Source organism: Nitrobacter sp. TKz-YC02, assembly GCF_049852135.1.
Classification (GTDB): domain Bacteria; phylum Pseudomonadota; class Alphaproteobacteria; order Rhizobiales; family Xanthobacteraceae; genus Nitrobacter; species Nitrobacter vulgaris.
Genome location: NZ_CP180728.1, coordinates 2,347,534 through 2,373,606 on the forward strand (window position 1 = coordinate 2,347,534; position 26,073 = coordinate 2,373,606).

General features: G+C 60.3%; 27 protein-coding genes. 17 read left to right on the forward strand and 10 right to left on the reverse strand.

Translation table 11 applies throughout. The features are described from left to right. Positions 1 to 238: 238 nt before the first annotated feature. The 3 genes from ACM561_RS11200 to ACM561_RS11210 all read right to left on the reverse strand — a co-directional run bounded on the left by ACM561_RS11200 (position 239) and on the right by ACM561_RS11210 (position 4,658). A complete protein-coding gene (locus ACM561_RS11200; RefSeq protein WP_425905110.1) occupies positions 239 to 1,645 on the reverse strand; it encodes a M20/M25/M40 family metallo-hydrolase in 1,407 nt (468 codons plus the stop codon). A 36-nt stretch (positions 1,646 to 1,681) separates the two neighbouring features. Continuing rightward, positions 1,682 to 2,977 (reverse strand): glycosyltransferase family 87 protein, encoded by a 1,296-nt coding sequence (locus ACM561_RS11205; RefSeq protein WP_425909719.1) that lies wholly within the window; start codon positions 2,975 to 2,977, stop codon positions 1,682 to 1,684. 115 nt (positions 2,978 to 3,092) lie between these two features. After that, on the reverse strand, positions 3,093 to 4,658 hold the full coding sequence (locus ACM561_RS11210; RefSeq protein WP_425905112.1) for a helicase HerA-like C-terminal domain-containing protein: 1,566 nt from the start codon (positions 4,656 to 4,658) through the stop codon (positions 3,093 to 3,095). Between the two features lie 313 nt (positions 4,659 to 4,971). On the opposite strand from ACM561_RS11210, the gene ACM561_RS11215 reads away from it, so the two are divergent. From ACM561_RS11215 to ACM561_RS11275, 13 genes are all read left to right on the forward strand, one after another. Beyond that, positions 4,972 to 5,202 carry a hypothetical protein gene (locus ACM561_RS11215; protein WP_425905114.1) on the forward strand — a complete coding sequence of 77 codons (231 nt, stop codon included), beginning with the start codon at positions 4,972 to 4,974 and terminating at the stop codon, positions 5,200 to 5,202. Next, a complete protein-coding gene (locus tag ACM561_RS11220; RefSeq protein WP_425905116.1) occupies positions 5,199 to 5,606 on the forward strand; it encodes a DUF4332 domain-containing protein in 408 nt (135 codons plus the stop codon). Before ACM561_RS11215 ends, ACM561_RS11220 begins: the two co-directional genes overlap by 4 nt. A 101-nt stretch (positions 5,607 to 5,707) precedes the next feature. Continuing rightward, complete coding sequence (folP, locus tag ACM561_RS11225; RefSeq protein ID WP_425905118.1) at positions 5,708 to 6,565, forward strand: dihydropteroate synthase; 858 nt, start codon at positions 5,708 to 5,710, stop codon at positions 6,563 to 6,565. Continuing rightward, positions 6,562 to 6,927, forward strand: coding sequence for a dihydroneopterin aldolase (gene folB / locus ACM561_RS11230; protein WP_425905119.1), 366 nt, complete (start codon positions 6,562 to 6,564; stop codon positions 6,925 to 6,927). Before folP ends, folB begins: the two co-directional genes overlap by 4 nt. Before the next feature lie 8 nt (positions 6,928 to 6,935). Continuing rightward, positions 6,936 to 7,427, forward strand: a complete 492-nt coding sequence (folK, locus tag ACM561_RS11235) for a 2-amino-4-hydroxy-6-hydroxymethyldihydropteridine diphosphokinase (protein WP_425905121.1) — start codon at positions 6,936 to 6,938, stop codon at positions 7,425 to 7,427. 182 nt (positions 7,428 to 7,609) lie between these two features. Continuing rightward, positions 7,610 to 9,514 (forward strand): methylmalonyl-CoA mutase family protein, encoded by a 1,905-nt coding sequence (locus ACM561_RS11240; RefSeq protein ID WP_425905123.1) that lies wholly within the window; start codon positions 7,610 to 7,612, stop codon positions 9,512 to 9,514. Beyond that, positions 9,499 to 9,963, forward strand: a complete 465-nt coding sequence (locus ACM561_RS11245) for a GFA family protein (RefSeq protein ID WP_425905124.1) — start codon at positions 9,499 to 9,501, stop codon at positions 9,961 to 9,963. Before ACM561_RS11240 ends, ACM561_RS11245 begins: the two co-directional genes overlap by 16 nt. A gap of 6 nt (positions 9,964 to 9,969) precedes the next feature. Then, positions 9,970 to 12,135, forward strand: a complete 2,166-nt coding sequence (gene scpA, locus ACM561_RS11250; RefSeq protein WP_425909720.1) for a methylmalonyl-CoA mutase — start codon at positions 9,970 to 9,972, stop codon at positions 12,133 to 12,135. Positions 12,136 to 12,240: 105 nt separating this feature from the next. Then, entirely contained in the window at positions 12,241 to 13,065 is an 825-nt protein-coding gene (locus ACM561_RS11255) for a PdaC/SigV domain-containing protein (RefSeq protein WP_425905126.1), read from the forward strand. Further along, entirely contained in the window at positions 13,062 to 14,042 is a 981-nt protein-coding gene (gene meaB, locus ACM561_RS11260) for a methylmalonyl Co-A mutase-associated GTPase MeaB (RefSeq protein WP_425905127.1), read from the forward strand. The genes ACM561_RS11255 and meaB overlap by 4 nt, the downstream gene beginning before the upstream one ends. A 55-nt stretch (positions 14,043 to 14,097) precedes the next feature. Next, positions 14,098 to 14,733: a pyroglutamyl-peptidase I gene (locus ACM561_RS11265; RefSeq protein WP_425905129.1), complete on the forward strand. Its 636-nt coding sequence runs from the start codon at positions 14,098 to 14,100 to the stop codon at positions 14,731 to 14,733. Positions 14,734 to 14,850: 117 nt separating this feature from the next. Further along, on the forward strand, positions 14,851 to 16,113 hold the full coding sequence (locus ACM561_RS11270; RefSeq protein WP_425905131.1) for a multidrug effflux MFS transporter: 1,263 nt from the start codon (positions 14,851 to 14,853) through the stop codon (positions 16,111 to 16,113). 106 nt (positions 16,114 to 16,219) lie between these two features. Further along, entirely contained in the window at positions 16,220 to 17,587 is a 1,368-nt protein-coding gene (locus ACM561_RS11275; RefSeq protein WP_425905133.1) for a TIGR03808 family TAT-translocated repetitive protein, read from the forward strand. Between the two features lie 105 nt (positions 17,588 to 17,692). On the opposite strand, the gene ACM561_RS11280 is transcribed toward ACM561_RS11275, so the two are convergent. Further along, positions 17,693 to 18,091 carry a TIGR03809 family protein gene (locus ACM561_RS11280; protein WP_425905135.1) on the reverse strand — a complete coding sequence of 133 codons (399 nt, stop codon included), beginning with the start codon at positions 18,089 to 18,091 and terminating at the stop codon, positions 17,693 to 17,695. Positions 18,092 to 18,402: 311 nt separating this feature from the next. Further along, complete coding sequence (locus tag ACM561_RS11285; protein ID WP_079447284.1) at positions 18,403 to 18,606, reverse strand: CsbD family protein; 204 nt, start codon at positions 18,604 to 18,606, stop codon at positions 18,403 to 18,405. Positions 18,607 to 19,133: 527 nt separating this feature from the next. On the opposite strand from ACM561_RS11285, the gene ACM561_RS11290 reads away from it, so the two are divergent. Then, the gene (locus ACM561_RS11290; protein ID WP_425905137.1) at positions 19,134 to 19,337 is read left to right on the forward strand and encodes a hypothetical protein; all 204 of its coding nucleotides are present in this window, start codon (positions 19,134 to 19,136) and stop codon (positions 19,335 to 19,337) included. Positions 19,338 to 19,765: 428 nt separating this feature from the next. Beyond that, positions 19,766 to 20,086 (forward strand): hypothetical protein, encoded by a 321-nt coding sequence (locus ACM561_RS11295; RefSeq protein WP_425905139.1) that lies wholly within the window; start codon positions 19,766 to 19,768, stop codon positions 20,084 to 20,086. Between the two features lie 906 nt (positions 20,087 to 20,992). Here ACM561_RS11295 and ACM561_RS11300 read toward each other — a convergent pair. The 3 genes from ACM561_RS11300 to ACM561_RS11310 are packed head-to-tail and all read right to left on the reverse strand — an operon-like array spanning position 20,993 to position 21,637. Then, a complete protein-coding gene (locus ACM561_RS11300; RefSeq protein WP_425905140.1) occupies positions 20,993 to 21,196 on the reverse strand; it encodes a hypothetical protein in 204 nt (67 codons plus the stop codon). Beyond that, on the reverse strand, positions 21,193 to 21,471 hold the full coding sequence (locus ACM561_RS11305) for a hypothetical protein (protein ID WP_425905142.1): 279 nt from the start codon (positions 21,469 to 21,471) through the stop codon (positions 21,193 to 21,195). The genes ACM561_RS11300 and ACM561_RS11305 overlap by 4 nt, the downstream gene beginning before the upstream one ends. Before the next feature lies 1 nt (position 21,472). Beyond that, a complete protein-coding gene (locus ACM561_RS11310) occupies positions 21,473 to 21,637 on the reverse strand; it encodes a hypothetical protein (protein ID WP_425905144.1) in 165 nt (54 codons plus the stop codon). A gap of 150 nt (positions 21,638 to 21,787) precedes the next feature. Here ACM561_RS11310 and ACM561_RS11315 point away from each other — a divergent pair, with 150 nt between their 5' ends. Further along, positions 21,788 to 22,012, forward strand: coding sequence for a type II toxin-antitoxin system HicB family antitoxin (locus ACM561_RS11315; protein WP_425905146.1), 225 nt, complete (start codon positions 21,788 to 21,790; stop codon positions 22,010 to 22,012). 597 nt (positions 22,013 to 22,609) lie between these two features. Here ACM561_RS11315 and ACM561_RS11320 read toward each other — a convergent pair. After that, positions 22,610 to 23,020 (reverse strand): hypothetical protein, encoded by a 411-nt coding sequence (locus ACM561_RS11320; RefSeq protein WP_425905148.1) that lies wholly within the window; start codon positions 23,018 to 23,020, stop codon positions 22,610 to 22,612. 188 nt (positions 23,021 to 23,208) lie between these two features. On the opposite strand from ACM561_RS11320, the gene ACM561_RS11325 reads away from it, so the two are divergent. After that, the gene (locus ACM561_RS11325) at positions 23,209 to 23,943 is read left to right on the forward strand and encodes a tyrosine-type recombinase/integrase (RefSeq protein ID WP_425905149.1); all 735 of its coding nucleotides are present in this window, start codon (positions 23,209 to 23,211) and stop codon (positions 23,941 to 23,943) included. Positions 23,944 to 24,207: 264 nt separating this feature from the next. On the opposite strand, the gene ACM561_RS11330 is transcribed toward ACM561_RS11325, so the two are convergent. Continuing rightward, positions 24,208 to 26,064 (reverse strand): S8 family serine peptidase, encoded by a 1,857-nt coding sequence (locus tag ACM561_RS11330; RefSeq protein WP_425905150.1) that lies wholly within the window; start codon positions 26,062 to 26,064, stop codon positions 24,208 to 24,210. Between the last annotated feature and the right edge of the window lie 9 nt (positions 26,065 to 26,073).

Below are 26,073 nucleotides of genomic sequence, written 5' to 3' on the forward strand. Positions count from 1 at the left end.
CCGCCCGCCATTTCGGTCCCCATTACCGACAACACGATGGCGATGAGGTCAACTGCAAACGACGGAAATGGTTCAATTCAGCGGCAAAGGAGCGCTAGAATCCAGCGATCAGGCCAGCAGATCTGTTCGAACTTGTCTGACGTCGGATTTGGTGTAAGGCTTAGTCACCATCCTCTACACCTCAATCCAACGCCGCCCAATTCCGGGCGGCGTTTGCACATGAAGCCCGAAGCTGGCTTCAGCGCGGCGCTTCCGCAAGCGCAGCGAGAATCCGCGCCCACGACCGGATACCTTTGTGAAAACTTTTCAGGTCGTATTTCTCGTTCGGCGAATGGATGTTGTCGTCCTCGAGGCCGAAGCCGACCAGCACCGTGTCGAGACCCAGCGAGGTCTTGAAATCGGCAACGATAGGAATTGACGCGCCGCAGCCGATCAGCTGCGCCTCCTTATTCCATTCATCGGTCAGCGCCTGCTTCGCGGCCGCCAGTGGCTTCATGTTCCAGTCGAGCGCAATCGCGGGCGCGCCGGCATGATCGAGAAACTCGACCGAGCAGTCCGCCGGCACGCGCTCCTTCACGAACGCACGGAAAGCGTCACGTATTTTTTTGGGCTCCTGCCCCTCGACGAGGCGGAACGAAATTTTCGCCGACGCCTGCGCCGGAATCACCGTCTTGGACCCCTCTCCCGTGTAGCCGCCGACAATTCCGTTGATGTCGCAGGTCGGTCGCGACACGACCTGCTCGATCAGCAAACGATCCTTTTCACCGGCAGGAATCGAGAGTCCGATCGGCTTCAGGAATCGATCCGGCGTCAAATCGAGCTGAGCCCACTGAGCGCGGATGTCGGACGGCAAATCCTTCACGCCATCGTAGAAACCGGGAAGTGTGATGCGGCCGTCATCGTCATGAAGGCCGCCAAGGATTCGGGTCAGGACTCGGATCGGGTTTTGAGCACCGCCGCCGAAAAGGCCGGAATGCAGATCGCGGTTCGCGGCTCTGATGATCACTTCCTCATAGACCAATCCGCGCAGCGACGTGGTGATCGCCGGCGTGTCGGGATCCCACATGCCGGTGTCGCACACCAAAGCGAAATCCGCGGCAAGATCCTTCTTGTTCTGCTCGAGGAAAGGCACGAAGTTTTTCGAGCCCACCTCCTCCTCGCCCTCGATCAAGATCGTCACGTCGAGCGGCAACGAACCGGTCACCGACATCCAGGCGCGGCAAGCCTCGACGAACGTCATCAACTGACCTTTGTCGTCTTCCGCGCCGCGCGCCACAATAATCTTGCGGCCGTCCGCGTGGTTCGTCACCACCGGTTCGAACGGCGGCCGATGCCACAAATTCAGCGGATCGACCGGCTGAACGTCATAGTGGCCATAGAACAGAACATGCGGCCGCGATCCGGTGTTGCCGTTGCTTTTGGCGACGATCGCGGGATGGCCAGCCGTCGGTCGGACCTCCGCGGCAAATTTCAGTGTCGCGATATCGGCTGCGAGATGATCGGCCGCCGCCTTGCAATCGCCAGCAAATGCCGGATCGGCTGAGATCGATTTGATGCGGAGCAGCGCGAACAGCCGGTTCAGGCTGTTGTCGAAGTCGGCGTCGATGTGATCGAGGATGGCTTGCAGTTGCGACGTGCCGGACATTTTTGTTGTCCCCTGAGTTGCGGGTTAAACGACCGTTCAAACTTTTTCTGGCGGAGCGACCGAATGCGGACCACTCGCCAGTGACGGGTGACGGATATGCCACGCCAATGCGGCGATCAGTATGAACGTCGCCGCGAGGTTGTTTCCGGCGGCTTGAAGAATTTTCGGAAACACCGGCAACGACAGCGCCATCAGCGCAAATGATGCACCGAGCGCTAAGCGCGAGATCGCCCGCGCCTTTGGCCGAAAATCGAGCACGGCACGATGAAACAGAATCGTTAATGGAAAGAACAGCCAAACGAAGTAATACTGACGAGCCAGCGGCGATGCGAGCGTCATCAGGCAGAACAGAATCCCGACCTCCTCGGCGATCGATCGCTGCGTCATTTTCGCCCGCGCCGGAATGATGGCGATAAAGCCCAGCCCTATCGCGGCGAAGACAGCCAGCACGATCCCGTTCGCCGTCCTGTAATCGACATTGGCCACGTTCATGTATTGCGCCGGTTTGGCGGGATCGATCTGGTTATAATTGACCGGACGCACAAGCCGATGCGTAACAGCGATGATGGACTGATTGACCCAGGACCAGTTCTGGGCGTCACGCTGCCCGAACCCATGCTCCGAATTCGATCCGATCATTCCGCGGTACCAAGTGGTCAGCTCAGAAACATTGCGGTCGAAGCCACGGATCGGAGCCGGTACCAGAAACAGCAAAACGCCCAGGGACGCGACCATGCTTATCGCGCTCGTCCAATGGCGGCGCCAAAGCAGATACGGCAGCACGGCGACGGGAAAGACCTTGATGGCTGCCGCGAGCGCAAACATGCTTCCCGACAGCCACCCGCATCCCTGCCACAGACACCAGAATCCGAACAGCATCAACGCGAGAAGAACGAGGTTGGGCTGCCCGAGATCGAACATATCGAAGACGAAGGGGATCGTCACGATGCCCGGCAACGCCTCGAGCCAAGGACCAGGCGTCGTGCCCGCCCCTGTCATCGCGTTGGAGAGTTGCGCCGTCATCCACCATGCGGCGGCATTGAGAAGGCACAGTCCAAGATACAGCGGAATCTTTCCGAAGGTGCTCGGTATGGCAAGCAGAATGGCCGACAATGGCGGGTAAAGGAAGGCGAAGCCTTCGCTCGGCCCTTGCGGATACAGATCGCCGCCGTGCAGAATCTGCTGTCCGGCCCAGTACCACAACGGATAATCCTTCGTCTTGCCGTGTCCCCAGATTTCCGGAACAAGAACGTCGGCAGTCAGCAGGATGCAGGCCACGAGAAACAGGACATCCAGCGGGCGCCAGAGCGATGGCCATCTCAGCACGAGCATTTTTCCGTTGTCACGCGGCGGCATCGTCCGCGCGCACTGCGTTATCAGATGCGCTTCCGGCTGCAAACTGTCTCGCACTTCTGCCAAGGCGCAAGCCAAAGAGCAGCCTGGGCGATCAACGCCGCAGCAGCCCTCCGAGAGCGCCGCGCACCAGCGCACGACCGACCGAACCGCCAAGCGAGCCGCCGAGCGACTTGCCGATATCAGCGACGAGCCCCCCGACAACCTTGTTGGTGACGGAGCGGGTGACGCTGCGCGCGATCACCTGCCCGGTCGACAACCTGCCGCGGGGCGTGTTGGTCCCGAATACGCTGCCGACGATCGATCCGATCTGATCAAGAACTCCGCCGTTCGATCCATCCGTAGTCACCGCGGTGTCCTCGACCCGCTTCTGAAGCATCTCGTAAGCCGATTCGGAATCGATCGCAGTGTCGTACTTTCCCTTCACCGGGCTGCCGGCAATGATCGCTTTACGTTCCTCAGGAGTGATCGGGCCGATCCTCGCAGACGGCGGCCGTACCATCACACGCTCGACCATAGCCGGCGTTCCGTTGCCTTCAAGGCACGACACGAGAGCCTCGCCCTTGCCGAGTTCGGTAATGACCTGCGCCGTGTTCAGCTTCGGGTTTGGCCGGAACGTCTGCGCCGCGGCCGCGACGGCCTTCTGGTCGCGGGGCGTGAATGCGCGCAGCGCGTGCTGAACCCTGTTTCCTAGTTGGGCCAGCACCTTGTCCGGGACATCGATCGGATTTTGAGTGACGAAATAAACCCCGACGCCCTTGGAGCGGATCAGCCGCACCACTTGCTCGATCTTATCCATCAACGCTTTGGGCGCATCATTGAACAGAAGGTGGGCTTCGTCGAAGAAGAACACAAGCTTCGGTTTTGGCGGATCGCCGACCTCTGGCAATTGTTCGAACAGCTCCGACAACATCCACAACAGAAACGTCGCATAAAGCCGCGGGCTCTGCATCAGCTTATCGGCAACCAGGATGTTGACCATGCCGCGGCCGTCGCGATCGGTGCGCATGAAATCGTTCAAATCCAGTGCCGGCTCACCGAAAAATTTGTCGCCGCCTTGATTTTCGAGCACCAGAAGCTGGCGCTGGATGGCTCCCACACTTTGCTTCGACACATTGCCGTACTGCGTCGTCAATTCTGCCGCATGTTCGGCAATAAAAGAGAGGATGGCACGAAGATCCTTCATATCGAGCAGAAGCAGCCCCTGTTCGTCTGCTACTCGAAAGGCGATGTTGAGCACGCCCTCCTGAGCCTCGCTCAAATCCATCATGCGGGACAACAGCAACGGACCCATTTCCGACACGGTGGCGCGTACCGGATGGCCCTGCTCACCGAAAACATCCCAGAAAATTGTCGAGAACTGATCAGGCTGGAACCCAAGGCCCATCGTCCTGGCGCGCTCGAGTATGAAGTCCTTGGCTGCGCCAGGCTCTGAAATGCCGGACAGATCGCCTTTGATATCGGCGACGAATACCGGCACACCCGCGCGAGAAAATCCTTCCGCCATCACCTGGAGCGACACGGTTTTTCCAGTTCCAGTGGCGCCAGTGACAAGACCGTGTCGGTTGGCGAGGCCCAGCGTCAGCCACACCGGCTGCTCACCTTTGCCGATGAAGATACCTTGATCGGTATCGCCGATCCCGGTCGCGGTCTTCGCCATGAGCGCCTCTTCGTGATCCCGTCGTCGAACCATCATTCTACTTCAAGTTCCGCGCCGATTGAAACCGGCGAACCCCAACGCGGCGCTCGAAATCTTCTAACGGAGCAGAAGCTTTCTAACTCGCAAATGACCGGCGACCGCGATGTTTTCGGCATAATCGAGTACGCAGGTCTTGCATCTCGGCAACACTCGTCGTGCGATTGCAGATCAACGAGCGTTTGTTCTGCCTGCTGACTTGTCTTTCGCATCCCGAGGGTATCAAGATGAAAGCATAAATAACGAGCCGGCGAGCAACCGGTGGAGGCGGGGTACCATGAACGAACTGGTGGAGCGGCGTGCCGCGACAGTTGGCACCGCTGTCGCGGAAGCAGTCGTCGGCACGATCCCGGACTTTCGCAGCAAAGAAGGTGCTGGCGACAAGGTTCTATCAGCGGTCGTTACGAGAACCGACACGAAAAGCTCGATTGTGGTTTCCCGTAACTGGATAGGCCGCTCAGCGTTCGCCAGCCCTCAATACGCACCGTTAGACCGCCGAACGTCATGACATATCCAATCTCCAAGCTCGAAGGGCTGAGCGCCCCCGACGCCAAAAAGCTGAGATCTATCGGCATTAGAACGACCGATGCCTACCTCGAAGCGGCGCGCACGCCGAAAGGCCGCAAGGCGCTTGCCGCCAAGACCGGCATCAGCGAACAGCAACTCCTAGAGTGGGCCAATCTTGCCGACTACATGCGCATTCCGGGGATGGGCAACGGGAAGACCAAGCTGCTGCGCGCGGCCGGCGTTACCACTGTGCGTGAATTGACGCATCGTAACCCGGCCCGTCTGGCTCAAGCCATGAAAGATGTGAATACCAAGCGCAGGCTTGTCAGCGTTCTTCCTTCGGAGAAGTCGATCGGCACGCTGATTGCGCAAGCGCGGAAGCTTCCACTCAAGATCACCTATTAAGCCGCCCGCTGCTGCACGGCCCGACCCTTTGAAGGGTCTTTTCGAGCCTTGACAGCATGTGCTGGACCGCGCAAAGCCACCGCATGACGTCGGCAGATACCATGTCCAGACCTGTGGCGGACGAGACGCGTCATCCCACGCTCGAAGCGCTGCTGTCGCGGCCGTATCCGGCGGTCATGGGAGTCCTGAATATCACCCCCGACTCATTTTCCGACGGCGGTCAGTTCATGACGCCCGACCGGGCCTTGGCGCAGGCGCGCCGCATGATCGCGGAAGGAGCGGACATCATCGATATCGGCGCGGAATCCACCCGCCCCTACGGATCTCAGCCGGTCTCGCACGATGAGGAGATGCGGCGGCTAAAGCCGGTTCTCGCTGCGGTGGTCGCGCTTGGAGCCCCCATATCCATCGACAGCATGAAGTCCTCGATTGTCGAGTGGGCGCTTGAGAACGGGGTCGCAATCGCCAACGACGTCTGGGGATTGCAGCGCGATCCGGACATGGCCCGCGTGGTGGCGGCGCACAATGCGCCCGTCATTGTCATGCATAACCGGGACAAACCCGACGATACGCTCGACATCATGCGGGACATCGTTGAGTTCTTCGAACGATCGCTGAAGATCGCGGCGAAAGCCGGCATACCTGCCGGCCACATCGTCCTCGATCCGGGCATTGGATTCGGCAAAACGCCGGAACAGAGCATGGTCGTGCTGGCCCGGCTCAATGAATTGCAGACACTCGGATTTCCGATTCTCGTGGGCGCGTCCCGTAAGCGCTTCATCAACACGGTGGTGCCGTCAGAGCCGGACGAACGGCTAGGCGGCTCGCTCGCTGCGCATCTGATCGCGGCAAGAAACGGCGCGCGCATCATCCGCACACACGATGTGGCAGACACGGTGCAGGCGCTGCGGGTGGCGCACGCCATCGAGTCCACAACAGTCGGGATGACCGGACCATGACCGGCACGATCTTTATCCGCGGCCTCGTAATTCACGCGCAGCACGGCGTCATGGAGCACGAGACCGAAGTCGGCCAGCGCTTCGTGATGGACATCGAACTATCGACTGATCTTTCCGAATCCTCCCGCACCGATCGTCTCGCCGATACGGTGTCCTATGCCGGCGTGGTGGCGACAGCCAGCGCCGCGTTCAAGGATGCCAACTACAAGCTGCTCGAACGTGCCGCAGGGGCCGTTGCCGATGCGGTTCTGGCTACTTTTCCGCGCGTGATCACGATCAAAATCACCGTGCACAAGCCGCACGCGCCGATCCCGGCGATTTTCGACGACGTCGGCATTTCGCTCACTCGCAGCAGGGAATAGCTGTCGCGATGGCCAGCGTCCTGATCGCACTCGGGGGAAACGTCGGAGACGTGCGGCAGACTTTTCGCAAGGCCATCGCCAACATATGCGGCATGGCGCAGGCCGAACTTCTTGCCCGTTCGTCCGACTACACCACGCCGCCATGGGGCGACGAGAACCAGGCTCGTTTCATCAACGCCTGCATCGAGATCGACACCCGCCTCGACCCGCACGCGCTGCTGTTCACGCTGCACAAGATCGAGACGAAATTCGGTCGCGACCGCGGCACCGAAAAACGCTGGGGACCGCGCACGCTGGATCTCGATCTGATCGCCTATGACGACGCCGTCCTCGACAAACCGGAACTGACGCTGCCACATCCCCGCCTGTTCGAGCGCGCCTTCGTTCTGGTTCCGCTTGCCGAAATCGCGCCGGACCGCGTGATTGCAGGGCGAACCGCGGCTAAGGAGCTGGCCAACATATCCACCGCCGGAATCGAGCGCCTCCCCGACCTCCACTGATCGATCCACAACGACCGTTTGGCTTGTCAGCCGCCGCGTGGCATTTTGAAAACCCGGAGCATTTCCGCTTCTGATTGAATCAGAAGCGAAGCTCTAGATGTTGTTTTGACGCGTTTTCTTCACGCGAACCGGTATCCACTTCGCTCGAAAACACTGTAGATTTCCCGGAAACGAGCGCACGAATGCCCGCTGCTTCCGACGAGTTCATGAATCCACCGCTGGCGGCCGATTTCGCACCGGCTACAGCAGCCGACTGGCGCAAGCTGGTCGATGACGTGCTGAAGGGCACACCATTCGAGAAGCTGGTTGGAAAGACCTATGACGGTCTTAGGATCGAACCGCTCTATACCCGAGCGAAAGGCGCGTCCGCGATTGGCGGCCGCGCCGCGGCGGCACCATGGCAGATCATGCAGCGGATCGATCATCCCGATCCCGCACAGGCCAACGCACAGGCGCTGCATGACCTCGACAACGGCGCTGGCGGCCTGACGCTGGTGTTCGCGGGCGCCAACGGCGCGCGTGGCTTCGGACTGCCGCCGACCGCAGAAGCTGTTGCCAAGGTGCTGGACGGTGTTTTTCTCGATGCAGGCATCTCCATGGAGTTGCAGATCGGCCCGCAATCGCGCGCGGTCGCGCTCCAAATCGCGGACTACATCAGAACGAAAGGAATTAGTCCGACCACTTGCGATATCCGCTTTGGTTTCGATCCGCTCAGCGCCTGCGCGACATCCGGATCGAGCACGGGCGCGTGGGTTGAGATCATTCCAGCGGTGACGGATGCCGCTAAGGTGCTCGCCGACAGGGGCTTCAAGGGGCCATTCTTTGTCGCCGATGGCCGTGTGATCCACGACGCCGGCGGATCGGAAGCTCAGGAGCTTGCCTTCGTTCTGGCGTCTGCGGTGGCCTATCTTCGGGCTCTTGAAAGCGCCGGCATTACCCTCGATGAGGCGCGCTGCCTGATCTACGCGCGGCTCAGCGCCGATGCCGACCAGTTCCTGACTCTGGCCAAATTCCGCGCGCTGCGGCTCTTGTGGGCGCGGGTCGAGCAGGCTTGCGGCCTCATGCCAAAGCCCTTGCTCATCGCCGCTGAAACCGCATGGCGGATGCTGACCCGGCGCGACCCTTACGTGAATATGCTGCGTGCCACGGTCGCAACATTTTCGGCTGGTCTCGGCGGCGCTGACAGCGTCTGCGTGCTCCCGCATACGCAAGCACTCGGCTTGCCCGACGACTTCGCGCGGCGCATAGCGCGAAACACGCAACTCATCCTGCTGGAGGAAGCTAGCCTCGCCAAAGTCGCAGATCCGGCGGCAGGCTCGGGCGGCATCGAAGCCTTAACGCAGCAGCTTGGTCAGAAGAGCTGGGCGCTGTTTCAGGACATCGAGAAAGCCGGCGAAGCTTTCGCCGCACTCGAACAGAACCTGATCCAGCGCAGCGTTACCATGACGCGCGCTGCACGGGAAATGAATGTCGCAAAACGGCGCGACGTGCTCACCGGCACCAGCGAATTTCCTAACCTGCATGAGAAGCCGGCCAACGTGCTCGACGTCAGGCCGGTCACGCCCGAGCCTTGCGGCGAGGCAGAGATCATCTTCGAGGCGCTGACGCCGATACGGCTCGCTGCCCCCTTCGAAAAGCTGCGCGACCGTTCCGACGATTGGCTCAAGGCCACCGGCGCGCGTCCGAAAATCTTCCTCGCCACTCTCGGCGCCCCTGCCGACTTCGCCGCCCGCGTGACCTTCGCCCGGAGCTTCTTCGAGGCCGGCGGCATCGAGGCGGTCGATTCAAGGTTGGCGGGTAACGGCGGGAACGCAAAAGATCGGCTCGCCGAAGCCTTCAAGGTGTCTGGAGCCCAAATGGTCTGCCTGTGTTCCTCGGATCAGGTCTATGCCGAACAGGCTGCTCTCGCGGTGCAGGCCTTTCATGCCGCAGGTGCAAGCCATATCTATCTGGCGGGCCAACCAAACGAGCTGGAACCCGCTTTGCGCCAGGCAGGCGCGTTCGATTTCATCTTCGCGGGGACCAATGCGTTGGCGGCGCTGAACGACGTCTGGCTGCGATTGGAGCGATCATGGCCGAGAAGATGAAACCGTCGCAGACCGGCGGATGCCAGTGTGGCGCCATCCGCTTCGCGTTGACGGCCCCCCCGGTGCGCATCAGCATTTGTCACTGCCGCATGTGCCAGAAAGCTGCCGGCGCGCCATTTGCGTCTTTTGCCGAGATTCCGCGCGAGAACTTCCGCTGGACCAAGAGTACGCCGGCGACGTTCCGGTCATCCTCCATCGCGGAGCGCGTTTTCTGCGCCGCCTGCGGCACACCGTTGGGTTTCAGCCGCATTGGCGGCCCTTGCATCGAGATCATGACCGGCGCATTCGACCGGCCCGACCTGCTGATGCCAACCGGGCAATACGGAACGGAGTCCCGGCTCGGCTGGATTGCGACCATCGTCAACCTCCCGAGCCATACCACGACCGAAAATTACGGACCGGAAAAGATGGCGACCATCATCAGCCACCAACACCCGGACCAAGACTGAATAATGATGACCCTCATCCCCAATTTCGCCGACGTCGCGTTCGCGCCGGTTGCGCCTCTTTCCGCTGGAAACTTCGAACCATCTCCGGAATTCTGGCTGACCCCAGAAGGCATTCCAGTCAAACCCGCCTACTCCGAAGCCGATCTCGACGGCATCGACTTCCTCGACACATGGCCCGGCATCGCACCTTACCTGCGCGGCCCCTACCCGACCATGTACGTCAACCAGCCCTGGACCATCAGGCAGTATGCCGGGTTCTCGACGGCGGAGGATTCCAACGCCTTCTATCGCCGCAATCTTGCCGCCGGCCAGAAGGGGCTGTCGGTTGCCTTCGACCTCGCCACCCACCGCGGCTACGACTCGGATCACCCGCGCGTTTCGGGTGACGTCGGCATGGCCGGCGTGGCGATCGATTCCATCTACGACATGCGCACACTGTTTGCCGGCATCCCGCTCGACCGGATAAGCGTGTCGATGACCATGAACGGCGCGGTGCTCCCGGTTCTCGCACTGTTCGTTGTGGCAGCCGAAGAACAGGGCGTGCCACCGGAAAAACTCTCTGGCACCATTCAGAACGACATCCTCAAAGAATTCATGGTGCGTAACACCTATATCTATCCGCCCGCGCCTTCGATGCGGATCGTCTCCGACATCTTCGCCTATGCCTCGCGCAAGATGCCGAAGTACAATTCGATTTCGGTCTCCGGCTACCACATGCAGGAAGCAGGCGCGACGCAAGACCTCGAACTCGCCTATACGCTCGCCGACGGCGTCGAGTATGTCCGCGCGGGCCTTAAGGCCGGCCTGGACATCGACCGGTTCGCGCCGCGGCTGTCGTTCTTCTGGGCGACCGGCATGAACTTCTTCATGGAAGTCGCCAAGATGCGCGCCGCGCGGCTGTTGTGGGCCAACCTCATGAAGCCGTTCAATCCGAAAGATGCGCGCTCGCTCTCCTTGCGTACCCATTGCCAGACCTCCGGCTGGTCGCTGACCGCGCAGGATGTCTTCAACAACGTGATCCGCACCACGATCGAAGCAATGGCGGCGACGCAAGGTCATACCCAGTCGCTGCACACCAACGCGCTCGACGAGGCCCTGGCGCTGCCGACCGACTTCTCTGCCCGCATCGCCCGCAACACTCAGCTTTTCCTGCAGCAGGAGAGCGGCACCACGCGCATCGTCGATCCCTGGGGCGGCTCGTATTACGTCGAACGGCTCACGCATGATCTCGTAATGAAGGCCTGGGGCCACATTCGCGAAGTCGAGGAACTCGGCGGCATGGCCAAGGCGATCGAGGCCGGCGTGCCCAAGCTACGCATCGAGGAAGCGGCCGCCAGGACGCAAGCCAGGATCGATGCCGGAAAGCAGGTTGTGATCGGTGTCAACAAGTACAAGCCCGAACACGAGACGCCGATCGACGTGCTCAGGATCGACAACTCGACGGTGCGTGGCTTGCAGATCGAGAAGCTGAAACGGTTGCGCGGCGAGCGCAGGCAGGAGGATGTCGATGCCGCACTCGCGGCGCTGACGCGCTCGGCCGGCGAAGGCAACGGCAACCTGCTGGCGCTCGCCATCGACGCGGCGCGCGCCAAGGCAACCGTCGGCGAAATTTCCGACGCGATGGAGAAGGTGTTCGGCCGGCATCGCGCCGAAATCCGGTCCATCACCGGGGTTTACAAGCGCGAGGCTGCCGCCATGTCCGACAAGGTTTCAAAGGTGCAGGCGCTCATCGACGCCTTCGATGAGGCCGAGGGACGCCGCCCGCGCATCCTCGTCGCCAAGATCGGCCAGGACGGCCACGATCGCGGCCAGAAAGTAATCGCTTCCGCGTTCGCCGACGTCGGATTCGACGTCGATATCGGACCGTTGTTTGCGACAGCGGAAGAAGCCGCGCGGCAGGCGGTCGAAAACGACGTACACATTCTCGGCGTGTCCTCGCTCGCTGCCGCTCACTTGACGACAGTTCCGGAATTGAAGGCCGCACTGAAAAAGCAGGGCCGCGACGACATCATGATCATCGTCGGCGGCGTGGTGCCGCCGCAGGATTACGATGCGCTCTACCAGGCCGGCGCGGAGGCAATCTTTCCACCCGGAACGGTGATCGCGGACGCCGCCGAAGACCTGATCCGCAAGCTCACCACGCGGCTCGGCCATAGCGCGGCAACGGGGTAGCGTAGCCACTTTGACACCGCAGTCATGCCCACGCTTGTCGCAAACCCCTACGTCTTCGTGTAATCATCCCGATCTTGATAGGTGGGCCGAACGTAAAGCCTCGCCATGACGAGTGTTGCCATGATCTGCCACGACTCGCTTTCAATCAAATCTCTCGTCAAACTTTCTTTGTTTGGCGGCCTCATCGCGATTGCATGTGCCAGCGGCGCCCTTGCCAAGTCGAAACCCGACTCCATCGTCAAGACCAAGTACATCGACGCCAGCGTGACGCTCGACAGCGCGATCCGGGCGAATGCGCCGCTGACGGACAACCTTCTCGCGGACGGCAAGCATTGGATCGAGAAGAACCGCGTGGATGCCGCGAAGGAGTTCAAGTCCTCGCCGGAGCTGTTCCGCGATGGCCACGCGTGGACCTTTGAACGCAGCTACGCCCAAACATCGAACGTCGGCGGCCGGTATGTCAGCATCGTGCGCACCGACTATGTCTACACTGGCGGTGCCCATCCCAATACGCTCATCGATACGATCCTGTGGGACGAAGAGGCGAAGAAGCAGATCAGCATACGTCCGTTCTTCAAGGAAACCGCCGACAACGGCCCAACGCTGAAAAGGCTGCGCGATGCCGCCATGGCCGCGATAAAGGTGGAGAAGGAGGCGCGCGGCATTGACGATTCCGGTGCCATCGACTGGTACAAGGAGGTGAAGCCTACGCTGTTGAATGTCGGAGCGATATCGCTGGCCCCCTCCACTATGGCCGGCAAGAGCGCCGGCCTCGCGTTTCATTACTCGCCCTACGCCGTCGGTTCCTACGCTGAAGGTTCATATACCGTGTTCGTGCCGTGGGAGACTTTCAAAGAGAACCTCTCGACGCAGGGTCTTGCAATCTTTGGGGGCGACCAACTTCCTGATACGAAGCCCGACGCCGAATGAACGGCCCGCTTGCGATCCCAAGCATCGCCGCCAACATCCGCGCCGGCAATCGCGCAGCGCTGGCGCGCGCCATCACCCTGATCGAAAGCCGCCGCGCCGATCACGAGGCCACCGCGCGTGAACTGGTGCAGGAACTTCTGCCAGCGACCGGCAATGCCCTTCGCGTCGGCATTACTGGCTCACCCGGCGTCGGAAAATCCACCACCATTGACGCGCTCGGCATGGACCTTATCGCGCGTGGTCACCGGATCGCGGTGCTGGCGGTTGATCCGTCCTCAGTGCGCAGCGGTGGCTCGATTTTGGGCGACAAGACACGGATGGCGCGACTGGCGGCATGCGAGACGGCCTACATCCGGCCCTCGCCCGCCGCGGGAACGCTCGGGGGTGTTGCGGCGAGGACGCGCGAGGCGATGCTTTTGTGCGAAGCGGCGGGCTTCGACGTGATCCTGGTGGAGACGGTGGGAATCGGACAGTCCGAAACCGCCGTGTACGACATGACGGATTTCTTTCTCGCTTTGATGCTGCCCGGCGCCGGCGACGAATTGCAAGGCATCAAGAAGGGCATTGTCGAACTCGCCGATATGATCGCGATCAACAAGGCCGACGGCGATAATCTGCCGCGCGCCAATGCCGCGGCCGCGTCCTACCGTTCCGCGCTAAAAATTCTCGCACCCCGCTCGCAGCATTGGTCCCCGCCGGTCGTGACATACTCGGGGCTGACCGGATCAGGCATCCCGGAGCTGTGGCAGACAATCGTCGAGCACCGCGCCGCGATGAACGCGTCCGGCGAGTTCACGCAGCGACGCAGCCAGCAACAGGTGAAGTGGATGTGGTCGATGTTCGAGGACCGCATGACGACGCGCCTGCGCAACGATCCTTCGATCCGCGCAAAAGTGAAGGCGACCGAGACCGCGGTCGCCGAAGGTCGTCTCACGCCGGGGCTGGGGGCGAGTCAGATCGCGGAACTGCTGAGATGACGGATTACCCTCTCCCGCAGGGGAGAGGGCAAAGAACAAATGGACCCGGTTTGAAATGAGCAAAGGTCTCCGCATTCTCGTCACCGGCTTCGGTCCCTTTCCAGGCGCGCCGTTCAACCCAACCCCACCGCTGGTCGAACGACTCGCGAAGCTGCGTCGACCCGCGCTAAGCGACGTCACGATCACAACCCACATCTTCGATGTCGCGTACGCCACGGTGGATCTTGAACTGCCGCAGCTTCTTGCAACGCATCGTCCGCACGCGCTCTTGATGTTCGGTCTCGCGGCGCGCACACCCTGGCTGCGGATCGAAACCCGCGCGCGAAACGCGGTGACGACGATCTGGCCGGACCGGCGCGGCACGCGGGTTCGTAAGGGCTCGATCGCGGGCATGGCGAATGCGCGTGCGTTCGGACCGCATGTTTTCAGGCTGCTGCGCGCGGCACGCCCGACCGGCATCGACGCCCGCGCCTCGCGCGATGCCGGCAGCTATGTTTGCAATTACCTCTGCTGGCGCGCCATCGAGGCCGCCGATCATCAAACGGGACCGCGCCTCGCTGCGTTCATTCATGTTCCACCGCTGAAGCGCGACGGCTCGGCTCGCGTCCCCGGCGGCATTACGCTGGAGCATCTGGCCGATGCCGGCGAGGCTATATTGCTGGAGCTCGTTAAGGAGGTACGCCGCGCGTAAATCTCGAAAACTCATGGTCCCCTGCGTTCGGCGATGGACAGCCATGTCCGAAACGGGCATTGTGCAGCGCAACAGCGGTATCGATATGGCTGCTTACCGATCTCCCGAGACAAATCGATGACCGACACCGATATGGACGGGTGGGTGTCACAAGCCCATCAGCCGAGAGGGTTTCCTGAGTTTGTCGCCCTCGTCGCCTGCATCATGGCGCTAAACCCAATTGCGACAGACATGATGTTGCCGGCAATGCCGGACGTCGGCAATGCCTACGGGATCGCCAATCCCAACCACGTCCAGGCCGTGATCTCGGTGTATCTGGCCGGCTTCGGCGCAGGCCAGTTCATCATGGGGCCGCTGTCTGACCGGTTCGGCCGCCGTCCGATCCTGATCGGTGGAATGCTGCTCTACAGCGCCGCGGGCCTGTTGTCGGTGATCGCATCCTCGTTTGAAATGATGCTGCTGGCACGGGTGCTGCAGGGCGTTGGAAGTTCGGCCGCCCGCGTCATCGCCACCTCGATCGTGCGCGACTGCTACGCTGGACGGCGGATGGCGAGCGTGATGTCGCTGGCGATGATGATTTTCATCTCGGTGCCCATCCTTGCGCCGTCACTCGGTCAAGCGATTCTGCTGTTCGCAGAGTGGCGCGGCATCTTCGTGGTGTTGACCGCCTACGGTTTGCTCGCCCTGACGTGGTGCGCAATCCGATTGCCGGAGACCCTGCCGGCCGCGGGACGCAAGCCGCTGACCGCTGCAAGCGTGTTCGACGCATTCCGCCAGACTGTCACCAACCGGCAGACCATTGGATATGCACTCGCCGCCGGCGGCATCCAGAGCGTGTTGTTCGCCTATGTGTTCTGCTCACAGCAGATCTTCACCGGAATCTACGGCCTCGGCGACTCTTTTCCGCTCGCTTTCGCCGCCATCGCCACCGGCCTTGCCGCGGCGGGTTTCCTGAATGCGCGCATTGTCGGCCGGTTCGGTATGCGGGTGATCTCGCACGGCGCTCTGACGGGATCGGTGGTGATCGCAGCACTGACGCTGCTCACCGCGTGGCAGGGCTGGCTGTCGTTTCCGATCTATATGATGTTCGCGATCGGCACGATGTTTGCTTTCGGGCTGATGTTCTCGAACTTCACCGCGCTCGCGATGGAACCGCAAGGCCATATCGCGGGAACCGCATCATCCCTGTTCGGCTCGATCACAACGTTGTTAGGCAGCGGCGTCGGCGCCCTGATCGGGCAGGATTTCAATGGCACCATGCTGCCGTTCGCGACCGGCGCTTTCCTTTGCACAATCGCCGCTTTCGTCGTGGTGGTCGTCGTCGAGCGCGGACGATTGTTCGTGCCGCACAATCCAATGGTCCCGACGCCGCCGCATTAACCCTGTCGCCAACAATCGCTCACCTTCGTCGTCGCCCGCCAGCCGTCATCTCCGTTTTCCGGGTTACATCCAGAGGCGTTTGTTCGGCTCAAAAGGATAGCAACCTATGGATATCCATCGACGCCATATCCTTGGAGCTTCCGCCGCCGGCATCGCCGGTGCAGTGGCGATGCCGGCGGATGCAGTCCGTGCGGCACCGCTGACATCGACGCTCGGGCGCGACGCTACTCATTATGGCGTGCGGCCCAACGCAACCGGCGACCAAACCCGCGCGCTGCAACGAGCGATCGACGAGGCGACCCGCGCCAACGCGCCGCTCGCGCTGCCCCCCGGCGTCTACCGCACCGGACCGCTGCAACTTGCCAAAGGCTCGCAACTCATCGGCGTGCGCGGCGCGACCACACTGATGTTCACAGGCGGCGCTTCGCTGCTGGCAGCCGAGGGTACCGACCACATCGGCCTCAGCAACCTCACCCTTGATGGAGACGGCATTCCCCTCCCCGGGCGGCGCGGCTTAATCCATTGCCTTGGCGGGCGCGATGTCCGGATTCTGGATTGCGCAATCACCGGCAGCGGCGGCAACGGCATCTGGCTCGAAAATGTCGCCGGTGAGATTAGCGGCAATATCATCGATAACATTGAAACGACGGGCATTGTCTCCTTCGACGCACTCGGGCTGACGATCGCGCGCAACACCATTCTCGGGACAAAAGACAACGGCATCGAGATCCTGCGTACGGCCATCGGCGACGACGGTTCGATCGTCACCGGCAACCGGATCGAAAACATCAAGGCCGGCCAAGGCGGCTCCGGCCAATACGGCAACGCCATCAACGCGTTTCGCGCCGGCAACGTCATCATCAGCGGCAATCGCATCAGCGACTGCGATTACTCCGCCGTGCGTGGCAACTCGGCATCGAACATTCAAATTACCGGCAACAGCATCACCGGTGTGCGCGAGGTGGCACTGTACTCCGAGTTTGCCTTCGAGGGCGCCGTGATCGCCAACAACACCGTGGACGGCGCGGCGGTCGGGGTCTCCGTCTGCAACTTCAACGAGGGCGGACGGCTTGCGGTCGTTCAGGGCAACATGATCCGCAACCTGTTGCCGAAGCGGCCGATCGGTACCGCCCCTGACGACGATGCCGGCATCGGCATCTACGTCGAGGCGGATACGTCAGTGACCGGAAACGTCATCGAGAACGCGCCGTCGTTCGGCATCATGGCAGGCTGGGACAAATATCTTCGCGATGTCGCGATCACAGGCAACGTGATCCGCAAAACCTTCATTGGCATCGGAGTCTCGGTCGCGGACGGCGCTGGTACCGCGCTGGTCAACACCAATGTGATTTCGGACACGCCGCGCGGCGCGGTGGTGGGACTTGACCACGCCAAGCCCGTGACGCCGGACCTCGCAGCCAATGGCGCTGCTAAATACGCGCAGATCGTTATCGGCGCCAACGCGGTGCGTTGAAATCAAGATGGCCAGCGAAGCGGTGATGGCGACGATTCAAGCCACACCTGCCTCGGCAAGTTACCTCAGAGCCCCGCTTCTGATTCCAACAGAAACGGAAAGGTTCTAGGCCGCTTTTCCAGCCGGCACATCGTTGTTCGCTCGAAGCATCGAGTCCTCTTGTGATCCGGCAATCGCCAGCGCTGCATGCGGCACCGCAGCTCCAGCCGGCACGGTGTCACCCTGAATAGCGGGAGAGTCGGAGGGTCGATTGAGCCACGACCAGTCGACTGCCCGATTGTCCGGCATGGCTTCACGCCGCGCCAGCATTCGCCAGACTTCGACGACGGTCTTTGCCTCCCGCAGGTTTTCCATGAAAGCATTTTCGGAATGGTAACGTCGCCACCTGCCGCTTTCATAAAGCTCGATCAGAAAATCGAGCCGCTGTTCGGCAAGTACACACCAGCGATTGAGGACATCTTGAGCGTGGTCGGGCGCACGCCCGGCATCGTATCGTTGAGTCATTGGGGGACAGTCCGCAGGGAGGGAAACGGACGCAGACGCAACGAACGAATCATTCAAGCTTGCGGGATATTCTGTGGAAAACCTGCGCGAAGTCCAGCGCTTTGTGGCGTGAATATGACGCCATTGTGGAAGCAGTCCACAGGACGGATGTTACAGGCGGCCTCGCAAACGGCAAGGAGATGCTGCGTGGCTGGATCACAAACGTGCGATCGAAACAAACTGTGCTCGCTCCGGCGATGAATGGCAGGCTGCCGACCCACGCTGAAACGCTGATCACAATAAAAAGCCCCGCCTTTTGGCGGGGCTGAGGATCACCACTTCTGGCGACCGTACCAATCATCGATTTCCTTCTTCGCTTGGTCCTTCTGGTAACCGTAGCGTTCCTGAATTTTGCCCTCAAGCTGTTCGCGCCTACCACCGATGACATCAAGATCATCGTCGGTCAGCTTACCCCATTGCTCCTTGACCGCACCTTTGAGTTGCTTCCAGCTTCCTTCGACACGGTTCCAATCCATCGCAAATCTCCTGTTGTTGCGGGGGGTGAAACGCGGAAACAACTCGGTCGTTCCTATGTGTCTTTTGTGCATAGGAGCGCAGAACAAACGCAGGCACATCAAAAGGACACAGAAATGAGAAGACCCGCCCGGTGGGACAACCGGTTCCTGCGAGGATTCCGAAATCCATTTATTTCAGGCGTTCTTGCAATTCGTTGATGTTTGAACTCGTGCCAATTTGCATGAACGGATCTCGAACATCACTCAACTGTGACGCAGAATTGACACAGCCTTGTTCGTCTCCCGTTCTCTCACAGGGAGAGGCGGCATGAGCGGGCGGGTGTCCTCTGTCCTTAAACGAATAGCCCACATAATACTCTTGTGCTCGATACTCACGGCCACGTCAGGAGTCTTGATATTTATCTGGTGGTCTCATGAGTTCGGCGGGAAAGTAGCCCTGACCGGCCTAGTACTATGCTTGGCATCAAGTTTTCTTGGGCTTCTGAGTGTAGGGACTTCCTCCCCTCCCCGTGATGGAGGGCGGTGAGATGGCGGGGCGCTACTTTGCCCGCTCTGCGTCAGATCAAACCGACGATTGGCCATATTGGTTTGTGGTCGATTGCTCTCGTAGCAACCTCAACGTCACCGTTGAACTGATGCCGGAACTTTGGGGGCATCTTCCGTTCCTATCGCGTGACATGGCCGAAGAACTGGCTCGCGTGGTAAATGACCCCGCCTCCGGTTCGGACTAGGATGGGTCAAAAGCGGGGAGGATATTGTGAAGTTGGTACGGACAGGAAGCCACTGCGAGCAAACGCACAACCGCATTTCATCGTCACGGCAAAATCAATCGGTCGAATACTACTTTCGCGCGTTCGGGTTAGGCAACGAGAGGGCCAGCAATTTCCGGTCCGTGATTCAATGGTCCGATATGGAAGATTTGCTAGATCACTTCATTTCTGCCGGGTGTGAAGAAGCCATCGAACTGGTGCGGGCTCGGCAGTTGGCAAATTCGATCAAAGAAGCCGGATGGGAGCAGGTCCGCCGGGCGAAGGCGCGGTGAACCCCCTCTCCAATATCCTCAACGAACCCCGTCTCGGCTTCGTGAAGGAGCATGGATCGAAACGACGGCCGGTGAAGAAGGGCTAGCATCCTACGCCTGCCGCCTTAGATTGGAGAGATGGATTACCTACTCCGTCCCACGGTCATTGCCGGCGACAAGCTGAAGGACGACTATTGCGTCTTCCAAAAGGATCGATGCATCGGGAGGATCAGGCTTGCCGACGAGCGGTCCTGGCAAGGTGTCGTATGGCAGTGGCACGTAACCCCGCTTCTCCCGATCCCGTCATGGTGCAATGGCAACGCCGCTAGTCTGGATGAAGCCAAAGGCGAGTTCAAGGAAGCGTGGGAGCGGTTCTCTGCGTCTCTGACGCCGGAGCAGATCGAAGGCTGGCACCGTGCCGAAGACATAGCCAAAACAAACGCCTCGTGGCTAAGGTAGCCCTACTTGGGATGTCCTAACTCAGCCCGGTTGACAGCGCAGTCCGCAACTTCACGGGTTGATATCGGAGGTCCGCCGCTGCGTACCGCGCATCCGGCCATGTCGGCTTCGGTCGGTCCCGACGGGCCACAGCCGGCCAATAGGAGAAGGGTAATAATGACGATGGCTCTCATGAAGATTCCGATCCGGCGCGAGGTGTGATAGGGTGATTTGGCTTGCTGCGGGCCTTGGCCATTGGATTGGCTGGCGCTCTCGTTATGTGCAGGCACATGACGGCCCCGCCTTGGGGTTCGAGTCCCCTCGCCCGCACCATCAATTTCTTAAGCACCGCTTCGCGTCCCTGATCTGAGACTCGCTCGCCCCAGCTTCCCGGGCCGTCTCCTCAGCCCTCGCCTCTCCGATCCACGCCACCACAGCCCGCACATCGTCACAGGTCGGAGTGACAACCCTTCCCGCTCCTTCGGCCATGAGGCGTTGAAGGCCGGGAGGGATGGGTTTCTCGCCCGCATGCCCATATCCGGCTATCAGACACACGATTCCGAACACCGACCAGATGGCGATCGCGAGAAGGAAGCGGTTAGGGTGCATTAGTACGCTCCATCCACGCCCTGACGTGGGCCAGTGACGAGCCCCCTACCGTGGCGCAAATCCTCGATGACGTTCTGGTTCGTTGCGATCATCTTGCCGTGGTTAGTGACGCGTTCTTCAAGGATGGCGATGCGCGTGTTGTTGTTGCTCTGCTCTTTGATTGCGTCTTCAACCGCCTTCAGGCGTTGAACGAGAAGATCGATCCGGAGCGAAGGCGAACGAAAATCCGACTAGAAGAACGGCCGCGTTTAGGAGCGCACCAAAGGTTATCGTTGGATCAAAGGCCATCACCGCGCGTCGTCCCTTGCGTGAGCATTCTTACTTCGTTGGCCGCTTCCAACCGCAGACCTGAATCCCTGTCTCCTGCGCCTTCCCGATCCATTGCTTGTCTTTCAGGCGCTTGCCTTGGACCGCGAACCCCGGATCAGCGAACACCTTGCATTCGCCCTTGACGCTGGCGGGCATCTGTCCGGCGCACCCGCCAAGCATGGCGGCCGCAGCTATCCAGAGAATGATCCTCATTCCACGTCCTCCAGCTTGCAGCTTTGAGAGATCACGTCCCAATAACCGCTGGTCTCGGTACAAACAGCGGTCTTTTCCTCAACCTTGTTCGCGGCAGCGACGGCCTTGGCGTCCTGCTTCTTCACGGCTTCAATCGCGCTGTGATAGCCCTTGTTGATGTAGTGCTGGCGGATCGCGAGAGCGCCAACAAAGAGCGCCACGATAATGCCCGTATAAACAAGCAACCGGGCCACGCTGATCCCGAACAGGTTCGCGATAAAAAGAAGCGCAGGCATATCAGTCCTCCCTCAAGCACCAGGCGCGCTCACCCCACACCGGATCGTTGCGACGGTTCGCCAAGCCCTGTAGCCGCTTGCCGTTGGCGAAGACGTACTCACGCATCTTGTTGCAGGCGTCTTTCAGGAGGCCCGCGGAAGCGATCTGTGGAGTTCTATGGATCAAATGCGTACCTCCGCGCGGCGGCGGTTCCCATTACAAGGTATCCTATCCGGGCAAGCGCGAGATTCTAACGATCCCTTCAAAAAGGCCCATTAAACCGATATATATCAAAAAGCTGGTCGCCTTCGTGCGAAGCTTACAGGACGCAGAACAATGACCAACAGGCCGCATTACAGCGTGTTGATCGAGCCTCTTTCTCCTGAAGATGGCGGCGGCTTTCTTGCGACCGTCCCTAACCTCCCCGGCTGCATGTCTGACGGCGAGACAGAAGCGGAGGCGCTCTCCAACGTGCAGGACGCCATTGATTGCTGGCTAGAGGCCGCCGAAGAAAATCGCACTCCGATTCCTGAGCCAACAGTGCGCCGCGCAGTCGGTTGAATAATGACACCCGACGACGAACTTCTAGGCACGCGTAGCATCACCCGGATGAGATTATCCATCATCACATTCGCGGCGCTAGCTGTTTTGGTAGCCAACCCAGCTAACGGTGATGTGACTACTTGCTACGGAGACGATTGCACCGTCGTTACCTACGGTGGGGTACGTAAAATGTCTGCGAGTGAGGCTAGGCGCTTTCATAGAGAACAATCAACAGATAGAGTTGATGGCATCGATTGCTCGTATTCAAAAGACCCTCGGCGATGCCAAGCGCTGATGCTCGAGATGAGATCACTTTTCAAATAACCTGTCCTCATCAATGCCATGCAGTATCCCAGCGACCCCGCCAAGTCCGCCACGTAACGCCAATTCCCTAGAAAGAAGCCCTTGAGCCTTGGCAGGAACGCCGGATGATCGCTCCCGATACAATGGCGACCTCTTTCTAAAGAAGCTCATCAACCTTACTTAAGTCCCGTTTTGCTATGGCGTTCGCCAAAGCGCGAGAGCCTCTACCAAGCACTAAAGGGGTTAGCGCCCCAAACACGACTCCTGGCCATCCGATAGTGGAATATCCAGCAGCCCCGCCAGCGCTCGCCATCAAGGTTTGTCCGATACCCCGCCGCCAGCAAACTGATTCCCAACGCCGCGCGCTGTATTGCGCACCTTGCCACCTTCAACGACCGTGTTGAGAGCGCTCAGTTCGGTGTCAGATAGGCCGGATATCTCTTTGGGTTTTTCTAAGACCGCAGCGACTTTTTGCCGGATCGTGTTGTCAAGGTTGCGACCGGAATTTGCGGCTTGTGATCGAGCTTGCGCACGCTCGAGGATACCGGTGTTAGCTCGATCAAGCGCTCCTGTGATGTCGTTGGAACGCATCGCGGCGGCATAGTTTCCTCTCCCGCGCTCAAACAGTTTTTGCGTGGCGGCAGGGGTTCCAGCCACAATACTTTCCGGATCGAGAGACGGAAGGAGCTTATCAAGTCCTCGAATAGATCGAGAAGCAGCCAACTGATCTTTTGCCGCTGCCGGGTTAAAGTTTTGTGCGGTGTTTCCGAGCGATTCCCGGAGGGATTGGAGATTGGATGCTGTCGCGAACGAACCGGGAGGCGCTGTTTCGAGGTCGCGGAGTTTTGCATAGGTAGCTGGCGCATCGACTGGATGAATCCAACTATTGGAAGAACACGCTCGTCAAAGACATGACCGCAGGGTCTATCCGGCAGAGCGCGGTTGAAATTTACCCGCAAGCAGGACCGGCGACGCGCAATCGCCAAGTTATCACCCCTACCCGCGCCGTCATCAACCACTGCGCCGAGTCTGATCTATGCCCGCCGATCCGAGTTCGGAAATTTAAGTTCGAGCAGAAAATAAAGAAGCCGGTCTTGATTGATTGGCTGGACACGTTCTGCGCCCATGCCAGACCTATAACAGCGGCGCTGGCTACGTTCATGTTCGCGACCGCTTGCCGCATATCCGAAGCGCGGCGGGTTGAATGGAACGATATAGACTTCCAATCGTGCACGATCTTGGTTCGGAAGACGAAGAACAAAAAGGGGAGAGCGCCACATATCCCGCAGCGTCTTCTCATAACGCTTGCCAATCTCCCACGTGATCGAAGGCCATTTGGCTACGGAGAGACCACGCTGCGCCGCTGGTGGGACGAAGACATCGAAGCAACAACAGAGGCCGCCAAAGGATTCCAGCGCCTCACCTTCCACAGTTGCCGGCATGGTTTCGCCACGTCGATGCTGCGGAATGGCGTAGACCCAAAGACAGCGGCGGACTTGGGAGGATGGGACTCGGTGACGCTGTTTATGGAGACCTATGCGCACGCCATGCCGAAGGCGAAGCTCACCGATAGCCTATTCGATAATGACCCAAAACTGACACATCAAAAGAAAACATCACTAAAAATCAAAGAGGTATCAAAATGAGAAGACCCGCCCGGGGGGACAACCGGGCGGGTCAAGCCATATGGGCGCTGGGGTGGATGGGCGCTCGCGCCTAATATAGCCTCAGGGGAGTTTGGCCTCCCACACTCATTCTGTCGTCGAGCCCCCTGAAAACGTTCAAGGAAGACAGAAACTTTTTTAACGATCTGGAAAGACTCTGATGGAATCAGAAGCAGAGCTTTATGATTTTGATTTGACGCGTGTTCTTCACGCGAACCAGCATTCACTTCGCTCAAAATGCTCTAGCTATTTCGCGGACGAATCAGTGCCGCTTGGATTCGTACTTACCGGCGCTGGCTGCGGTTCGCTTGAAGGCGCGGCCTCACTGGTCGTCACAGGAACAGCACTGGATGCGGCAGGCACCGGATCAGACACGGCCGTGACGGGCGCGGTTTTGTCAGCGGTCGGAACCGCGTTTTCCGGAACAGCTTGCACAGCGCGACACGCATCCGCCTCGCCAGCACCGAACAGATCGTCACGGCCAGGCACACCGAGATCGCGCGCGCTTGTCGTCAGGATGCCGCGGACTTCGGCGGGTGTCAGCGTTGGACGACGCTCCAGAACCAGTGCAGCGAGACCACTGATGTAAGCTGCGGAGAACGAAGTCCCCGACGTCATCTGATATTTTCCGTTCGGTGCAGGAAGGAAGATATCAACACCGGGAGCAGCGACTGCAACGTGGCTGCCACGATTGGAGGCCGCGAACAACCGGTCGTCGGCATCGGTCGCGCTCACCGCGATCACCTGCGCGTCGGCGGCCGGATGGAGCGGCGGCGATTTCGGACCAGCATTACCGCTCGCGGCCACCATGACGATGCTTTTCGCGGCGGCCGCAGCAATGCCGCGCGAGACCAGCGCATCCTTCGGGCCGGCAAAACTCATGTTGATGATCTGCGCACCATGAGCCGCCGCGTAGTCGAGACTCTTGAGGATGGTGAACGAGGCGCTCTCGGCCGTACCCTCCGTCACACCGAAGGCACGGATTGCGAGAATCTTGGCGGACGGAGCGCTCCCCATCAGCCGCGCATGGGCGACGATCGCGCCGGCAATACCGGTGCCGTGCACGTGCGGCTCGCCCTTGCTGTCGAGTGCATCGAAACTCGCCGCTATCGAACCGGCGAGTTCAGGATGATCCGCATCGATTGCGGAATCGATCACCGCTACAATGACGCCGTTGCCGTGTGCCAACCCATGCGCTTCCGGCAACCGCAGCTTTGCCAGCACATACTGCGCAGGGTCGCCTTCGGTCGCTACCGCCGTCTTCTGATCCTGTAGAATATAACGGAAATTTGGCTGCGCCGAACGCACAGCCGCATCGGCGCGCAGTTCACGTTGCACATCTTCGACCGGCCGGCGGCCGACGATGCGAAACAGACTGACCGTACTGCCCGTCAGCAGAAAATTCTGAGAGAAGACACGCTGCAACCGATGCCGCCGCGCCAGCGCGGTGAGTTGCGCGTCCGGCATCGCGGCCGTCTCAGCGACAATCTCGCCAGGCAGATAGTTGCGCGTCACTGCGGCCTGACTCGCATTGCGGCGAGGCCCGCTGTTTTGACTCTGGGCTGGCGGACCATTGCCTCCGAGGTCGGCCACGAACGGACGGCCGTTGCAATCGCCGCTCATCGCGCCATTGCCGCCTGTGCAAACCGGAAATGTATTAGGCGCGTAGCGAATATAGGAAATGCCTGACGCCGTGACCCCGATGACCGGCTTTCGCGGTTTCTCTTCACGGATAACTGTTTTGCGGGGCCGGGGCCGCAATGGCCGGCTGTTCACACCGCCGTCGCGCTCGATGGCACGGTAAGGTGCTTCGACATAAGGTGCCCTGCTGCGAGTCCCGATAGCACCGAGCATCAGCCCGTAACCTAAGCCCAAGCCCAGGCCGGAGCCTAGCCCCATGCCGCGCGGTCCACCGCCCGGCGAGGGCATCGGCGCGCGCCCTTGCGTACCGAAGCCCGAAGAGCCCCTGGATCCTTGCATATAACCTTGCGCATGTGCCGGCGAAGCATCGCATGCGATCCAGCACAGGCTTGTGAGGGCTAAGAGCGCGGTGCGCCATTTCGTTATGCCCGTCATGCGCTGGCGCATCGCACTGTGCTCCATTGTAGCTCC

Coding starts and splice junctions, on each gene's coding strand:
- ACM561_RS11200 (WP_425905110.1), bottom strand. CDS start 1,645: ATGTCCGGCACGTCGCAACTGCAAGCCATCCTCGATCACATCGACGCC.
- ACM561_RS11205 (WP_425909719.1), bottom strand. CDS start 2,977: ATGCTCGTGCTGAGATGGCCATCGCTCTGGCGCCCGCTGGATGTCCTG.
- ACM561_RS11210 (WP_425905112.1), bottom strand. CDS start 4,658: ATGGCGAAGACCGCGACCGGGATCGGCGATACCGATCAAGGTATCTTC.
- ACM561_RS11215 (WP_425905114.1), top strand. CDS start 4,972: ATGAACGAACTGGTGGAGCGGCGTGCCGCGACAGTTGGCACCGCTGTC.
- ACM561_RS11220 (WP_425905116.1), top strand. CDS start 5,199: ATGACATATCCAATCTCCAAGCTCGAAGGGCTGAGCGCCCCCGACGCC.
- folP (WP_425905118.1), top strand. CDS start 5,708: ATGTCCAGACCTGTGGCGGACGAGACGCGTCATCCCACGCTCGAAGCG.
- folB (WP_425905119.1), top strand. CDS start 6,562: ATGACCGGCACGATCTTTATCCGCGGCCTCGTAATTCACGCGCAGCAC.
- folK (WP_425905121.1), top strand. CDS start 6,936: ATGGCCAGCGTCCTGATCGCACTCGGGGGAAACGTCGGAGACGTGCGG.
- ACM561_RS11240 (WP_425905123.1), top strand. CDS start 7,610: ATGCCCGCTGCTTCCGACGAGTTCATGAATCCACCGCTGGCGGCCGAT.
- ACM561_RS11245 (WP_425905124.1), top strand. CDS start 9,499: ATGGCCGAGAAGATGAAACCGTCGCAGACCGGCGGATGCCAGTGTGGC.
- scpA (WP_425909720.1), top strand. CDS start 9,970: ATGACCCTCATCCCCAATTTCGCCGACGTCGCGTTCGCGCCGGTTGCG.
- ACM561_RS11255 (WP_425905126.1), top strand. CDS start 12,241: ATGACGAGTGTTGCCATGATCTGCCACGACTCGCTTTCAATCAAATCT.
- meaB (WP_425905127.1), top strand. CDS start 13,062: ATGAACGGCCCGCTTGCGATCCCAAGCATCGCCGCCAACATCCGCGCC.
- ACM561_RS11265 (WP_425905129.1), top strand. CDS start 14,098: ATGAGCAAAGGTCTCCGCATTCTCGTCACCGGCTTCGGTCCCTTTCCA.
- ACM561_RS11270 (WP_425905131.1), top strand. CDS start 14,851: ATGACCGACACCGATATGGACGGGTGGGTGTCACAAGCCCATCAGCCG.
- ACM561_RS11275 (WP_425905133.1), top strand. CDS start 16,220: ATGGATATCCATCGACGCCATATCCTTGGAGCTTCCGCCGCCGGCATC.
- ACM561_RS11280 (WP_425905135.1), bottom strand. CDS start 18,091: ATGACTCAACGATACGATGCCGGGCGTGCGCCCGACCACGCTCAAGAT.
- ACM561_RS11285 (WP_079447284.1), bottom strand. CDS start 18,606: ATGGATTGGAACCGTGTCGAAGGAAGCTGGAAGCAACTCAAAGGTGCG.
- ACM561_RS11290 (WP_425905137.1), top strand. CDS start 19,134: ATGGCGGGGCGCTACTTTGCCCGCTCTGCGTCAGATCAAACCGACGAT.
- ACM561_RS11295 (WP_425905139.1), top strand. CDS start 19,766: ATGGATTACCTACTCCGTCCCACGGTCATTGCCGGCGACAAGCTGAAG.
- ACM561_RS11300 (WP_425905140.1), bottom strand. CDS start 21,196: ATGAGGATCATTCTCTGGATAGCTGCGGCCGCCATGCTTGGCGGGTGC.
- ACM561_RS11305 (WP_425905142.1), bottom strand. CDS start 21,471: ATGCCTGCGCTTCTTTTTATCGCGAACCTGTTCGGGATCAGCGTGGCC.
- ACM561_RS11315 (WP_425905146.1), top strand. CDS start 21,788: ATGACCAACAGGCCGCATTACAGCGTGTTGATCGAGCCTCTTTCTCCT.
- ACM561_RS11325 (WP_425905149.1), top strand. CDS start 23,209: ATGACCGCAGGGTCTATCCGGCAGAGCGCGGTTGAAATTTACCCGCAA.
- ACM561_RS11330 (WP_425905150.1), bottom strand. CDS start 26,064: ATGGAGCACAGTGCGATGCGCCAGCGCATGACGGGCATAACGAAATGG.